Below are 13,930 nucleotides of genomic sequence, written 5' to 3'. Positions count from 1 at the left end.
GGGGTGATCAGTACCGCACGGGTGCCGGGGCGGGGGGCCGCGCCGGGGCCGTGGGGCTACGCCGGGGCCATCAGCAGGGGGCGGGCCCGCTCGCGCAGCTCCACCACCCTCGGCTCGTCCCCGTACGCCTCCAGCCGGTGCAGCAGATCGCGCACGTACTCCGTCGTCCGGGCCGAGGAGATCCGCCCTGCCACCTCCACGGCCCGCACCCCCTGCTCGCAGGCCGCGTCGAGGTTCCCCGACTCCAGCTCGGCCACCGCCGAGACGACCAGCCGCAGCCCGTGCGACCGCACGAACTCCTCCGTCGGCTTCGACAGCGCCTGCTCGGTGAACCTGCGCACCTGCCGCGGCAGCTTCAGGTCCCGGTAGCACTCCGCCGCGTCCGCGGCGAACCGGTCGTACCCGTAGAAGCCGAGCCACGAGGGATCGTTGTCCCCCTCCCTGGAGCGCTCCAGCCAGCTCTCCGCCGCCTTCAGCGCCGCCCCGGCCGCCTGCGCGTCCCCCGCGCGCGCGTGGGCGCGCGCCTCCACCAGCCGGAAGAAGCTCATCGTGCGGGCCGTGGCCAGTCCCCGGTTGCGTTCGAGGGCGGCCTGCGCGAGGTCGACCCCCTCGTCCCCGAACCCCCGGTACGTCGCCTGGAGCGACATGGAGGCGAGGACGTATCCGCCGAGCGGTACGTCGGCCGCCGCGCGCGCGAGCCGCAGCGCCTGGATGTAGTACCGCTGCGCCGCCTCCTGCTGGCCGGTGTCGAAGGCCATCCAGCCGGCCAGCCGGGTCAGTTCGGCGGAGGCGCCGAACAGCGCGCGGCCGACCTCGTCGGAGTACCCGCCGAGCAGCAGCGGCGCCGCCTCGACCCGCAGGCACTCCGGCACCATCGACGAACGCCAGTCGCCGCCCCCGTACTTGGAGTCCCAGCGCCTGGCGTCCTCGGCCGCCTCCCGCAGCTTGCGGACGTCGCTGTGGCCGACTCTGACCGGCGCGCCGGTGCCCTCGGCGAAGCCGTCCTCCCGCGCGACCGAGCTGTCCGCGGGGGTTATCAGCCAGCGTGAGGCGGGCGTCGCGTAGGCGCTCACCGCGAACGATCCGGCCAGCGACTGCCAGATCCCGCCCGAGCCGGCCCGGCGCCCGGCGAGGTCGAGGCGGTACAGCTCGGTCGCCGACCGCACGGCCTGCGCCACGTCCCGAGGGAAGGCGAGGCCGACCTCGGGCGCGGGGTCCGCGTCCGCCAGGCCGATCTCGTGGAGCGGCACCGGCCGGCCGAGTTTCTGCCCGATGGCGGCCGCGATGAGGTGCGGCGCGGCGCCCTGCGGCACCATGCCCTTCGACACCCAGCGCGCCACGGACGTCTTGTCGTAGCGAAGTGTCAACCCGCGTTGGGCGCCAAGGTCGTTGACGCGACGCGCGAGTCCTGCGTTGCTGATTCCCGCGAGGGCGAGAACGGCGCCGAGTTTTTCGTTCGGCCCGCGTTGCTCCCTGGACATGCGCCACCCCTCGACACAGACGGCCGCCGCCCAGTGCATAACCGTGCGGCATTCGTAAACCCAGCGTAGTTCGCCGCATCCCAAGCGTTAAGGGGCATTGTTCCGGATGGCGGGATTGTGGTCCGTACGGGAGTACGGACCAGTACGCACCGTGCACGGACCGGTCGTCGCGTGCCCCCGCGCGTGTGGCCGTGCGCCCGGCCGTGCGCTCTTCTCCGGCCAACTCGCGGACGGTTTCCTGTTCTTGCGTGGGTCGGCCCGCTGTACTGGATCCAGTGGGCTGGGGGACACCGCCACCTTCATCCCCGCGGGTGGCGGACCGGTCCGGGAGGCGGAGGCCGTCTCCCGGACCGTGCGTATGTCCGGGGCGCCTCGGGCGCCGCGAGCCCCTACGGAGCGTGCTCATCTCGCGGGTGTGATTTGGTATTTGGCTGAAAATCGTCCCGCGGGTGAGTGGGGGATTTCTGCTCCGACCATGCAACTTAGGGGCGCGAAGGGCGTTTTAGGGGAGTGTATCGGGGGCGCATTCGCGTCGCGCCATGCCTGGTGGCAGCCGTCGGGGCGCCCCGCCGCGCCGAGCGCCCCGGCCGCCGGCCTCCCCGCGTGCTCCCGTGGCCCTTCATCCGACCTCCCGCCGACCTCCCGCTTCCTTCCGCCATTCCGGGCGGTGTCACCACACCTCTCCCACGCGTCCTTCGTGGCAGCATGGGGACCGGTTCGATCGGCACTGGTTGTCCACAGGCTGTGGAGGCGCGATGCGGTGGTTGGTGGGGTGGAGCAGCGCCGCCGCGGGCGCGGCCGGGCTCGGCTCCGCCGGCTCGCTGGGCCATGACGGCGAGACCCTGCACCCGGTCGGCTCCCAGCTTTTGTGGGGCGACCCCGACCCGCTGTGGGCCGTCGGCGACTGGCGCCCCGACGAGGTGCGCGTGGTCAAGGCCGACGAGCAGAACCGGATCGCCGTCCTCGGCATCTGCGGCGCCTCCGACGAGGAGCTGCGGCGCGGCCTGTTCACCGCGCGCGGGGGCGCGCTGCGCCATCTGACGCACTGGCCCGGCAGCTACACGGCCGTCGTCCAGGTCGGCCGCCGCGTCACCGTCTGCGGTGATCTCGCGGGCGCCCGCCCGGTCTTCCACACCCCGTGGGCGGGCGGCACCGCGTACGCCACCGCCGCGCTGCCGCTCGCCGACCTCATCGAGGCCAACCTCGACTTCGGTCATCTGGCCGCCCTGCTCGCCGCCCCGGACGTCCCGGCCGCGCTGCGCGACACCACCCCGTACGAAGGGGTCCGGCGCGTTCCGCCGGGGCACGCGCTGGTGCTGCGCGCGGGGGCGCGGGAGATCGCCGGGTACGACCCGGTCTCCTCGCTCGCCGTCTCCGCGCCGCCCGCCGACCCCGACCGCGCGGTGGACGCCGTACGCGACGCCCTGGTGGAGGCGGTGCGCACCCGGCTGTCGGCGCCGCGGCACGTGCCCGACCTCGATCCGGGGCCGGTCCCCGGGATGGGGCCCGCCGAGCGGCGCGCCCGGCGCGGGATGCCGGTGCCCGGGATCGGCGCCGACCTGTCCGGCGGCCCGGCCTCCGCCACCCTCGCGCTGCTCGCCGCCGGCCTGCCCGGCCGGCCCGGCACCCTCCTCGGACACGGCACCGGCGAACGCCTCCTCGCCGTCACCTTCAACGACCTCGCCGCCGGCGGCCGCGAGGCCGAGGTGCAGCGCGCGGGGACCCTCGCGGCCGACCCGCGGCTGCACCACGTGGTGGTGACCGGCAGCGAGGAGACCCTGCCCTACGCCGACCTCGACGGCCCCCTCACCGACGAGCCCGGACCCTCGCTGGTCATGGCGGCGCGCCACCGGGCGCGGCTGGCCGCGGGCAGCGCGGACCACTTCACCGGGCACGGCGCGCGCCAGGTCCTCGACGCGCACCCCGCCCGGCTCGCCGACCTCCTGATGGACCGCAGGCGCCGCCATCTGGTCCGGCCGGTCGCCGCGCTCGCCCGGGCGGACGGCTCGGTCCTGGTCCCCGCGCGGGTGTACGGCGCCGCCCGGCGGCTCGCCCGCACGCCGTACCGGTCGGGCCTCGACGCGCTGGCCGAGCGGCTGATGCGGCGGCGGTTCGAGGAGCCGAAGGGGGCGGTCGGGGCGTCGCTCGCGGCACTGACCTGGGCCGCGCCGGGGCCGGCCGCCCGGTGGCTCACGGGGGAGGCACTGGCTGAAGTATCGGTTCTGCTCGGGGCCGAGGCGGACCGGTCGGGTCTGTGCGCGCAGCGGCCCGGCGACCATCGCGCACGGGCGGCGCTCGCCCGGTACGCCGCCGACCTGCGCGTGCTGGAACAGTCCGCGGAGGTCCGCTCGCAGCGGCTGCACGCGCCTTTTCTCGACAACCAGGTGGTCCGCGCGTGCCGGGAGCTGCCGGAGGCGCTGCGGGTCCGGCCCGGTGCGCGGGCCGCGATCCTGCGCACGGTCCTGGAGAGCACCGGCATCACCGGCCTGCCGCCCGGCTGGGGCACCCCGTCCCACGGCTCCTCGGCCGCCGCCGCGCGCGCGGGCCTGCGCCTGTCCGCCGACCCCCTGCTCGACCTCTTCTCCCGCCCGCTGCTGGCGGACGCGGGCCTGGTGGAGGCGCGCGTGGTCCGCAAGGCGCTGCGCGCGGCGGCCGGTGGTGCCACCGTGGACGGCCTGGCCGACCTGGTCTCCCTCGAACTGTGGCTCCACCGCCTGCTCTCCCGCCGGGGCACCTGCTGGACGGGGACGCCGGCCCGGTCGCGGGCGGTGCCGTCCGGCATCCAGCCGCGGCGGGACGCGCTGGCCTCGGGCGCGTGAGGGGCGGGCGCGCTACCGGCAGGTGAACCGGGACTGCGCCCAGTCCGCCAGCGCCGTCCGGTCGAAGGTGCCGCCGTGCGCCCGCACCACGAGCCGTACGGTCGTGCGCCCCCTGAGGTCCACATGGACGGGGACGGCCTGGTCCCGGCCCCTGACCGTCCCCGAGCGCCACAGCGGGACCCCGTCGCCGTAGACGGCGAAGGTCACCTTGCCGAGGCCGAGGGTCAGGTCGTCCACGCCGGCCAGCGCGTCGTACGCGGTGCACTGCCGGTTGAGGGCGACGGTCACGGAGGACTCGCCCCGGACGGTCGCGCCGCGCGCGTACTCCTTGCCGCCGATCTCCAGGCCGTACCGCTGCCACACCCAGCTGCTCGCGTCCAGCGCGATCTCGGGCCGGGTGCCGTCGCCGCTCACGTCGTAGCGCAGCTCGCTGAGCTGGTAGACGGCCGGGGCCGACGGGGGAGTGGGCGTCGGGGGCGGGGTGGGCGCGGGCTTCGCCTTCGGCGTGGGGGTCGGGGTCGGGGTCGGCGTCGGGGTGGGCGCCACCGGTTTGGGCTTCGGCTTCGGCTCGGGACTGGGTGTCGACGTCGGCTTCGGCTTCGACATCGGCTTCGGCTTCGACGTCGGCTTCTGCTTCGGCTTCGGCGGTGTGGGAGTCGGGGAAGGCGACCGCACGACGACCGCCGAGGGCGGCGGCGACGGGGTGGCGGCCACCTTCGCCGGATGGCCGTCGTACACGAGGCCGAAGGCCACCGCGGCGGTGGCGACCGCGACGACACCGGCGGCGATCCCCGCCTTGACCGGTGCCCCGATCGCCTCCGAGGCGGTCGCGCCCGCGGCCCCGGCCCCACCGGAGGACCCGCTCGCCGCGGCGGCGGCACCCGCGGCCCCGGCCCCCGCGCCGCCCGCGAGGAGACCGAGTGCCTTGGCGTACCCGGCGGCGCCGAACCAGCCGATGACCGCGACCGGTACGACGGCCGGGATGCCGCCGGCGACCTCCTCGATCTGCGCCGCCGCGAGCCGGCACCTGGCGCACTCCGCCAGGTGTCCGCGCAGACCCCGCTCGGCACGGATGCGCAGCTTGCGGCGGGCGTAGGTGCCCAGCTGGTCGGCGTAGCGGGCGCACTCCGCGTCGTCGGTGAGGGTGGCGCTGACGTGGGCCTGGAGGTAGGCCTGCTTCAGACCCTCCCGGGCGCGGCTGGCCAGTACCCGGGTGCCGTTGGCGTCCAGGCCGAACAGGACGGCGACCTCGCTCGGGGACTCGTCCTCCACCTCGGTGTGCCACAGCACGGCCTGCCAGCGCTCGGGCAGCGAGCGAAAGGCCCGCATGGCCATGGACCGCTCGGCCTCCTGCAACGCCCTGACGTCGGCGCCGAGTTCGAGGGTGTCGTCGTCGGACACCGCCGAGGAGCGGGCGGCCTGCTGGGCGAACGCGGCGAAGTCGTCCACGAGTTGCTCCCGCCGGGCCGATCCGACCCAGTGCGCGGCGACCCGCCGTACCGACGTCAGCAGATAGGCGCGTACGGCGTGCTCGGGTCCGGAGCCACCGCGCACGGCCTGGAGCATCCGGGCGAACACCTCGGCGGTGAGGTCATCGGCGGTGTGCGCGTCCCGGCAGCAGGTGCGCGCGTACCGGCGCACGGCCTCCGCGTGCCGCCGGTACAGCTCCTCGTAGGCGGAGTCGTCCCCGCCCCGCATCCGCTCGATCAGCTCGGCGTCACCGGCCGGCCTGTCCGCACCCCGCTGTGCCGGTACGTTTTTCCTGCCCGTCCGGCGGCCCTGACCAGGCACCTGCGCCCCGACACCCTCGTTCTCGCGCGCCCCGTCGACACTCATTCCGGAACGCCCCCGCCCCAGCCCGACATCACCGCCCCAGCGTCCCACATCGTCATTTCCCCGACGACCGGGTCCGCCTCCTGTCACCCGTCCGAGGGGACTCGCCCGTCATCGGCGAGCCGCCCGGAAAAAGGGCCGCCCGCACCACCCGGCGACGGACGTCGCGCGGGCGGTGCGGGCGGGCGGAACTCGCGGTCAGACACGCGCGGGGCGGGACCGCAGACCCTCCAGCAGGATGTCCAGCAACCGCGCCGACGCCGCCGCCTGCTGCGCGGCGTCCGGCAGGGACGGCGCCGCCGTGGCGATCACCAGCAGCACGTCGGACACGGACACGTCGGTCCGCAGCTCCCCCGCCGCCCGCGCCCGCTCCACCAGCTGCCCCACGACCGCCAGCAGCTCCCCGACCCCGGAATCCTCCGGCGCGCCGGAGTCCTGCGCCACGAGCCGCAGTTCGGCGCCGACGGGCTGCAGCCGCTGCTGCGGCACCCGCGCCTCCTCGACCACGGCACGCACGCCGTCGGCCGAACCCACGGAGCCCTCCGAGGAGCCGACCCGCAGCACCTGCGGCGGCAACAGCCTGCCCGCCCCCGACGCCACCGACGTGCGCAGGAACCGGGACAGCGCCGACCAGGGCTCGTCCTCCTGCCCCAGCGCCGCCCGCGCCTGCTCGGTGAGCCGCGCCGTCTCCTCCTCGGCTATTCGCCGGACCAGCACGTCCTTGCTGGGAAAGCGCCGGTACACGGTGCCGACCCCGACCCGCGCGCGCCGCGCCACGTCCTCCATCGGCGCGCCGTACCCCAGCTCGCCGAACACCTCACGCGCCGCGCGCAGCACGTGCTCCAGATTGCGCTGTGCGTCCACCCGCAGCGGCGTCGTACGCGCCCCGTCCGCGCGCCCGTTCGCCGTCGCGACCGCCGGCCCCGCCGGCATGGCCGATGCTCCAGCCACCGCGGTGGCGGCTGACCAATGCGTGTCCTGAATATGCATGTGTTTCCCCCGGTACATGGCGTCTCCCCCCGGAGACACTCCCCGCCACTGATGCCGGAGTGCGCGAAGGAGGCACCGATCGCCGCGGGCCGGCCCGTCGCGTAGCCCGCACGACCACATCCCCATCCCCTACACCCCGTCGACACGAACATAGTTGAGTGGCCGTCAATTCAGAAGGGGCAGGTTCCGCACACTGCGCCCCCCGATCGGAGTACGAGGCACATACGTCCCGATTACCGGCGCGCCCGCCCGCGCATTCGCCCCCGCTGACCTGCCTCCTTTCCGCCACCCCGGCCGCCGGGCGCGCACCGCCGGCCACGAGACCGCCGGTCACACAAATTGCCGGGCCTGTGGACAAACCACAGCGGCGGGTGCGTCATGGGATGGTGAAGGAACGTGCGCGCATTCTGGTTGTCGGCGGCGGCTACGTCGGGATGTACACGGCCCTGCGCCTCCAGCGGAAGCTGAAGGCCGAGCTGAGGCGTGGTGAGGTCGAGATCACCGTCGTCACACCCGACCCCTATATGACGTACCAGCCCTTCCTGCCCGAGGCGGCCGCGGGCTCGATCTCGCCCCGCCATGTCGTCGTACCGCTGCGCCGCGTCCTCGGGCAGTGCCACGTCGTCGTCGGCGAGGCGACCTCCATCGACCACGCGGCGCGCACCGCCGCCGTCACCACCCTCGCCACCGCCGACGCGGGCCGCACCGAACTCCTCGGCTACGACGAACTGGTGCTCGCCCCCGGCTCCGTCGCCCGCACCCTGCCCATCCCCGGCCTCGCCGAGTACGGCATCGGCTTCAAGACCGTCGAGGAGGCGATCGGGCTGCGCAACCACGTCATCGAACAGATGGACATCGCCTCCTCCACCCGCGACCCCGCGATCCGCGACGCCGCCCTCACCTTCGTCTTCGTCGGCGGCGGCTACGCGGGCGTCGAAGCCCTCGGCGAGCTGGAGGACATGGCGCGCTACGCCGCCCGCTACTACCACAACGTCCGCGCCGAGGACATGAAATGGGTCCTGGTCGAGGCGAGCGACCGCATCCTGCCCGAGGTCGGCCCCGACCTGGGCCGCTACACCGTCACCCAGCTCCGCCGCCGCAACATCCAGGTGCTCCTCGGCACCCGCCTGGAATCCTGCGCCGACCGGGTCGCCGTGCTCAGCGACGGCCAGCGCTTCCCGACCCGTACGGTCGTCTGGACCGCCGGCGTCAAACCGCATCCGCTGCTCGCCGCCACCGGCCTGCCGCTCACCGACCGCGGCCGGCTCAGGTGCACCGCCCAGCTCACCGTCGAGGGCACCGAGCACGCCTGGGGCGCCGGCGACGCCGCGGCCGTCCCGGACGTCACCGCCGCCGAACCCGGCACCCTCACCGCCCCCAACGCCCAGCACGCCGTACGCCAGGCCAGGGTCCTCGGCGACAACCTCGTCCACGCCCTGCGCGGCGAACCCCTGGACACCTACGCGCACTCCTACGCGGGCTCCGTCGCCTCCCTCGGCCTGCACAAGGGCGTCGCCCAGGTCTACGGGCGCAGGCTGAAGGGCTACCCTGCCTGGTTCATGCACCGCGTCTACCACCTCAGCAGGGTGCCCACCGTCAACCGCAAGGCCCGCGTGCTCGCCGAGTGGATCCTCGCCGGTCTCTTCAAACGTGAGATCGTCTCGCTCGGTTCACTCGAACACCCGCGCGCGGAGTTCGAACTCGCGGCCGGGGGAAAGCATCCTCACGACCCGAAGGGGTCGTCCTGACCCGATCCAGGAACTCCACGGCCCGCCCCACCGTCTGACGGATGTCGCCCGCCGTGGCCGGCTCCCTGCCAGACTGCCCCACGACATCGGACGGGCACCCGCCCGCCCTAGCACCCACGAGGCCTTCCCCACAGTGAACTTCACGCGCTGGAGCGCCCGGCTCCCCGGAACGCAGCGCCGCGCCGCCGCGCGGACCGAGACCCCGGTCCCCCCGGACCGGCGGGGGGAAGGCTGCGTGCCCGCGGCCCGCGCCGGGGTCCCCGCCGACGGGACCGGCCCGGTCCCCGCCGTCGACGAACTGCCCGCCCGCGAAGTCCTCGACCGCGTCCCGGCCCTCGTCGCCCTCGTGCACGGCCCCGACCACCACATCGCGTACGTCAACGAGGCCTATACGGCGGCTTTCGGCCCCCGCCCCGTCGGCGCCCCCGCCCGCGAGGCCCTGCCCGAACTCGCCGAACTGGGCCTGCTCCCGCTCCTCGACCAGGTGCTGCGCAGCGGCCGCCCCCGCACCCTGAAGTCCCGCCGCGCGGTGGACGGCCGCTCGTACACGTTCACCTGCACCCCCGCCGCCGAGACCGGAGAGCGGGACGGCGGCGACGGCGCGGTTCTCGTCTTCGCCACCGACGTCACCGACCACGCGGAAGCCGCCGAACGGCTGCGCGCCAGCGAGCGCCGCCAGCGCGAGACCGCCGTCACCCTCCAGCGCTCCCTGCTCCCGCAGGACCTGGAAGAACCCGACGACCTGCGCGTCGCCGCCACCTACCAGCCCGGCGGCACCGAGGCCGCGGTCGGCGGCGACTGGTACGACGTGATCACCCTCGGCGGCGGCCGCACCGCCCTCGTCATCGGCGACGTCATGGGCCGGGGCGTGCGCGCCGCCGCGGTGATGGGACAGCTCCGCACCGCCGTGCGCGCCTACGCCCGTCTCGACCTGCCCCCGCACGAGGTGCTCCAGCTGCTCGACGGCCTCGCCGCCGAGATCGACCCCCACCAGATCGCCACCTGCGTCTACGCCGTCCACGACCCCAACGAGGGCCGGCTGGTGTACGCCTCCGCCGGACATCTGCCCATCCTGGTCCGCGACGAGAACGGCACGGTCTCCCGGGCCGACGAACCCACCGGTCCGCCGCTCGGCACCGGCGGCTGGATCCACTCCTCGGGCTCGATCGCGCTGCTCCCCGGCTCCACCGCGGTCCTCTACACCGACGGCCTGGTCGAGCGGCGCAACGAAGACCTGGACGAGGGCATCGCCGCCCTGGAACGCGCCCTGGCCGGCGCCACCGGCTCCCCCCAGGTCGTCTGCGACCGCCTGGTCCGCTCGGCCGGCGTCACCGCCGACCACGACGACGACGTGGCCGTCCTCGTCCTCCAGCACCCCGCCCGCACGGGCCCCGACGGCGAGCTGTTCCGCAACGCGGCCCTGGAACTCCTCGGCGGCGTCGAGGCCGCCCCGCGCGCCCGCGCCTTCGCCTCCGGCGTCCTCACCAGCTGGCGCTTCCCCGCCGAACTGCACGACCTCGGCGTCCTCGCCACCAGCGAACTCGTCGCCAACAGCCTCCAGCACGGCACCCCGCCCATGCGCCTGCGGCTGCGCCGCACCGACCGCCGCCTCATCGTGGAGGTCACCGACGGCGACGACCACCTCCCCCGGCGCCGCCGCGCCGAGCCGGCCGACGAGTCCGGCCGGGGCATCGCCATCGTCGCCACCATCGCCTCCACCTGGGGCTGCCGCCGCACCCCGGGCGGCGGCAAGGCGGTCTGGTGCGAGTTCCTGCTGCCGAAACCGAGACCCTGAGCGACGTCCAGTCGTTGGCCTGTGCACCCACTTCCGGTGTTAAATGCTTACGTATGGCACAAATACACCGCAGCACCGAAGGACCCGAGGCGTACGAGACCCACAGCGCTCCGATCATGAGACCGTTCGTGGCCGAACTGCTCGACGCCGTGGGCCTCGTCCCCGGTGACGCCGTGCTCGACCTCGCCTGCGGCACCGGTTTCGTCGCCCGCGCGGCCGCCGCTCTGGTCGGCACCGCCGGCCGGGTCAGCGGCGCCGACATCGACGAGGGCATGATCCGCGTCGCCCGGGAACACCGCCCGGACCTCGACTTCACCGCGGCCCCCGCCGACCGCCTTCCGTACCCCGCCGCCGGCTTCGACGCGGTCGTCTGCCAGCAGGGGGCGCAGCTCTTCCCCGATCTGACCGCCGCCCTCACCGAGGCGGCCCGGGTCACCCGGCCGGGCGGCCGGTTCGCCGCCACCGTCTGGGCCCCGCTCGACCGCCAGCCCTACTTCCTCGCCGAACAGCGCGCCCTGGAGAAGTACGCTCCCGCCGCGCTCCCCTACCTCGTCCGCGCCTACCCCCGCACCGCCGACCAGCTCACCGCGGCCCTGCACACGGCCGGCTACCGCGACACCGCCCACCGGGTGGTCACCTTCGAGGTCACCCTGCCCCCGCTGGACCGCTACGCCCGCGAGCACCTGGACACCCTCTGGGGCGGCATGCTCAGGGAGGCCGGCGGCGAGGAAGCCCTCACCGGGGCGGGCGAACTGGTCCGCGAGCAGCTCGCCGACCGCACCGCCCCCGACGGCACGGCGACCCTCCCCTTCACCTCGCTGCTGGTCACCGCGGCCCGTTGAGCCGGATCCCGGAACACGACGACGGCCGCCACCCGAAGGTGACGGCCGCCGCTTGACCACCGGGGCTCACGCCTCAGCGGCCACCGGCTCCACCGGGGCCCCGCCCCGGCTGACCACCCGGCTCCCGCGCGCCAGCCACGGCTGGTCCTGCACCGCGGTGAGCCGCCGCCCCAGCCGCAGCGCCAGATACGTGACGCCCAGCGAGAACAGCACGAAGGTCACGATGTACGGCGCGTGCAGCGACGCCCCGAGGGGACCGCCCACCGCCGGACCGACCGCCAGCGCAAGCTGCTTGACCAGCGCGAACGCCGAGTTGTACTGACCGGCGAGACCCTCCGGCGCCAGATCGGCGACCAGCGGAGCCACCGTCGGCGACAGCATCGCCTCGCCGAGCCCGAACAGTGCGTACGTCGACACGAACGCGGCCGTCGCCATCTCCTGGCTGCCGTGCCCGAGCCCCGCGTAGCCCGCGGCCAGCCAGGCCACCGCCCAGACCACGCCCACCAGGGCGATCACCCGGGTGCGGCGGGCGCGCTCCACGAACCTCAGCACGGCGAACTGGGCGACCACGATCATCAGCGTGTTCGCGGCCAGGGCCGTACCCAGCGTGGAGGTGGATATCCCGGCGGCCTCCACGCCGTACGCGCTGAGACCCGACTCGAACTGCCCGTAACAGGCGAAGAACAGCACGAAGCCCAGCACACACAGCTGCACCATCGCCCGGTTGCCGAGCAGCCGCTTCCAGCTGCCCTTGGACGACGCGGGGGCACCCTCCAGACGGGGGGAATGCGGCATCCGCACGGTCGCCAGCACCGCGACCAGCAGCAGGAACATCGCCGCCTCGATCGCGAACAGCAGGGTGAACGACGACACGCGCGTGGTGTCGACCAGATGGCCGCCGATGAGGCCACCTATGCCGAGGCCCAGGTTCTGGAGGAAGAACTGCGTCGCGAACGCCCGGGACCGGGTGTCCGCGCTGGAGCAGTCCACGATCATCGTGGCCAGCGCCGGCTGCATCACGGCCTGGCCGGCACCGAGCGCCGCGGCGGCGAGCAGGACGGACCACGCGCTGCCCGCGAGCCCCAGGCTCAGCGCGCCGAGCGCGGCGATGACCAGGGCGGCGAGGAGGACCGGCAACGGGCCGCGCCGCACGATCGCCCGGCCGGCGAACGGCAGCACGATCAGCGCGGCCACGGCGAAGACGGCGAGCACGAGACCCGCCGTCATGGCCCCCAGGCCCCGCACCTGCGCCACGTAGACGTACAGGTAAGGAACCGTGAAGCCGAGCCCGAATGCGCTGAGTGCGTTGCCCACGTGGATCCGGCGCATCGCTGCGCCCATCGCCCTGGTCACGTTCACCTCTCTCACTAGTTAGGAGTGAAGACTTCGAAGCTAAAGTTCGAAGCTAAAGAGTACACAACGAAGGACTTCAAGGCAAAGCGCTCGCATGCCATACTCGGCCCATGGCCGACACCGCCGACGTCGCTGAGCCGACCCTCGAAGAACAGATCGCCGCCTACCAGCGCGAGTTCCAGGACCTCGACCCGCAGGTCGAGAAGATCGTGTCGGCCCTCTCCCGGCTCAACCGCCGGATGAACGTCGCGTACGGCCGCCAGACCGCGGCCCTCGGCATCAGCAACGCCGAGTGGGAGGTGCTCAAGGCGCTGGTCCTCTCCGGCGCCCCCTACCGCCTGGGCCCCAGTGACCTCGCGAAGCGCCTCGGACTCACCCCGGCCGCCATGACGCACCGGATCGACCGGATGGTCGCCGAGGGACTGGTCACCCGGGAGCGCGACGAGTCCAACCGGGTGCGGGTCATCATCGAGCTGACTCCCGAGGGCCGGGAGAAGTGGCTGGAGGCGATGCGTCTCGCGACGGTCTTCGAGGAGGACCTGCTCCAGGACCTCACCCCGGCCGAGCGCTCGGTCCTCGGCGAAGTCCTCACCACCCTCCTGCGCAGGGTGGAGCACGCCCAGCCGGACGCCGGCGGCCGCCTCAGCGACCTCGACTGAGGCAGCAGAAAAGATCTTGACAGGGCGTAGTTGACACGCCCACTGCTCGTTCCGTAGAGTTCTTCGGGTTGCCGCGGGGCCGTAGTGTCTCCACGGTGGCACCTCAGCCGCTTCGAGCGGCACCCCTCACATCATCAGCACGATCTCCCTCTCGGGTTGATTTCGGCGTGTCCGAATTTAATTCGAATAGGGAATCGGCGGCCCGATTGGGAATCGCCGGAGAGATCCGCTAGGGTTTGAGGCGTTGGAACGGCCCAACGGGCCGGGAAGACAAGCCCCGCTGACTGGGGGTCAGGCACCGAAAGGGTCTGATAGAGTCGGAACCGCCGGAAAGGGAAACGCGGAAGCGGAAACCTGGAAAGCACCGAGGAAATCGGATCGGAAAGATCTGATAGAGTCGGAAACGCAAG

General features: G+C 73.9%; 9 protein-coding genes. 5 read left to right on the top strand and 4 right to left on the bottom strand.

The features are described from left to right. Positions 1-56: 56 nt before the first annotated feature. A complete protein-coding gene (locus AB0927_RS07735) occupies positions 57-1,481 on the bottom strand; it encodes an MFS transporter (protein ID WP_366666636.1) in 1,425 nt (474 codons plus the stop codon). Positions 1,482-2,236: 755 nt separating this feature from the next. On the opposite strand from AB0927_RS07735, the gene AB0927_RS07730 reads away from it, so the two are divergent. Beyond that, positions 2,237-4,300: an asparagine synthase-related protein gene (locus tag AB0927_RS07730; RefSeq protein ID WP_366666635.1), complete on the top strand. Its 2,064-nt coding sequence runs from the start codon at positions 2,237-2,239 to the stop codon at positions 4,298-4,300. Between the two features lie 12 nt (positions 4,301-4,312). Here the strand turns inward: AB0927_RS07730 and AB0927_RS07725 are convergent, their stop codons facing one another. Both AB0927_RS07725 and AB0927_RS07720 read right to left on the bottom strand, forming a co-directional pair. Further along, positions 4,313-5,998 carry a sigma-70 family RNA polymerase sigma factor gene (locus tag AB0927_RS07725; protein WP_366666881.1) on the bottom strand — a complete coding sequence of 562 codons (1,686 nt, stop codon included), beginning with the start codon at positions 5,996-5,998 and terminating at the stop codon, positions 4,313-4,315. Positions 5,999-6,331: 333 nt separating this feature from the next. Further along, a complete protein-coding gene (locus AB0927_RS07720; protein ID WP_366666634.1) occupies positions 6,332-7,123 on the bottom strand; it encodes a TetR family transcriptional regulator in 792 nt (263 codons plus the stop codon). Between the two features lie 383 nt (positions 7,124-7,506). Between AB0927_RS07720 and AB0927_RS07715 the strand changes: the two genes are divergently transcribed. From AB0927_RS07715 to AB0927_RS07705, 3 genes are all read left to right on the top strand, one after another. Then, positions 7,507-8,871, top strand: coding sequence for an NAD(P)/FAD-dependent oxidoreductase (locus tag AB0927_RS07715; RefSeq protein WP_366666633.1), 1,365 nt, complete (start codon positions 7,507-7,509; stop codon positions 8,869-8,871). A gap of 133 nt (positions 8,872-9,004) precedes the next feature. Beyond that, positions 9,005-10,666, top strand: a complete 1,662-nt coding sequence (locus AB0927_RS07710; protein ID WP_366666632.1) for a SpoIIE family protein phosphatase — start codon at positions 9,005-9,007, stop codon at positions 10,664-10,666. A 53-nt stretch (positions 10,667-10,719) separates the two neighbouring features. Next, complete coding sequence (locus AB0927_RS07705; protein ID WP_366666631.1) at positions 10,720-11,508, top strand: methyltransferase domain-containing protein; 789 nt, start codon at positions 10,720-10,722, stop codon at positions 11,506-11,508. Between the two features lie 66 nt (positions 11,509-11,574). Here the strand turns inward: AB0927_RS07705 and AB0927_RS07700 are convergent, their stop codons facing one another. Next, positions 11,575-12,849 (bottom strand): MFS transporter, encoded by a 1,275-nt coding sequence (locus AB0927_RS07700; protein ID WP_366666880.1) that lies wholly within the window; start codon positions 12,847-12,849, stop codon positions 11,575-11,577. Positions 12,850-12,971: 122 nt separating this feature from the next. On the opposite strand from AB0927_RS07700, the gene AB0927_RS07695 reads away from it, so the two are divergent. Further along, complete coding sequence (locus AB0927_RS07695; RefSeq protein ID WP_366666630.1) at positions 12,972-13,520, top strand: MarR family transcriptional regulator; 549 nt, start codon at positions 12,972-12,974, stop codon at positions 13,518-13,520. The last annotated feature ends 410 nt before the right edge of the window (positions 13,521-13,930 follow it).

Origin of the sequence: Streptomyces sp. NPDC048106 (assembly GCF_040706415.1) — a bacterium.
In the GTDB taxonomy this organism is placed as follows: Bacteria; Actinomycetota; Actinomycetes; order Streptomycetales; family Streptomycetaceae; genus Streptomyces.
The sequence above is the reverse complement of the archived record's forward strand: the minus strand, read 5'-3'. Positions and strand labels throughout refer to the sequence as shown.

What these genes read in the sequence shown, in the direction of transcription:
- AB0927_RS07700 (WP_366666880.1), bottom strand. Translation starts at nt 12,849, where the DNA reads ATGGGCGCAGCGATGCGCCGGATCCACGTGGGCAACGCACTCAGCGCA.
- AB0927_RS07725 (WP_366666881.1), bottom strand. Translation starts at nt 5,998, where the DNA reads ATGCGGGGCGGGGACGACTCCGCCTACGAGGAGCTGTACCGGCGGCAC.
- AB0927_RS07730 (WP_366666635.1), top strand. Translation starts at nt 2,237, where the DNA reads ATGCGGTGGTTGGTGGGGTGGAGCAGCGCCGCCGCGGGCGCGGCCGGG.
- AB0927_RS07715 (WP_366666633.1), top strand. Translation starts at nt 7,507, where the DNA reads ATGGTGAAGGAACGTGCGCGCATTCTGGTTGTCGGCGGCGGCTACGTC.
- AB0927_RS07705 (WP_366666631.1), top strand. Translation starts at nt 10,720, where the DNA reads ATGGCACAAATACACCGCAGCACCGAAGGACCCGAGGCGTACGAGACC.
- AB0927_RS07695 (WP_366666630.1), top strand. Translation starts at nt 12,972, where the DNA reads ATGGCCGACACCGCCGACGTCGCTGAGCCGACCCTCGAAGAACAGATC.
- AB0927_RS07735 (WP_366666636.1), bottom strand. Translation starts at nt 1,481, where the DNA reads ATGTCCAGGGAGCAACGCGGGCCGAACGAAAAACTCGGCGCCGTTCTC.
- AB0927_RS07720 (WP_366666634.1), bottom strand. Translation starts at nt 7,123, where the DNA reads ATGCATATTCAGGACACGCATTGGTCAGCCGCCACCGCGGTGGCTGGA.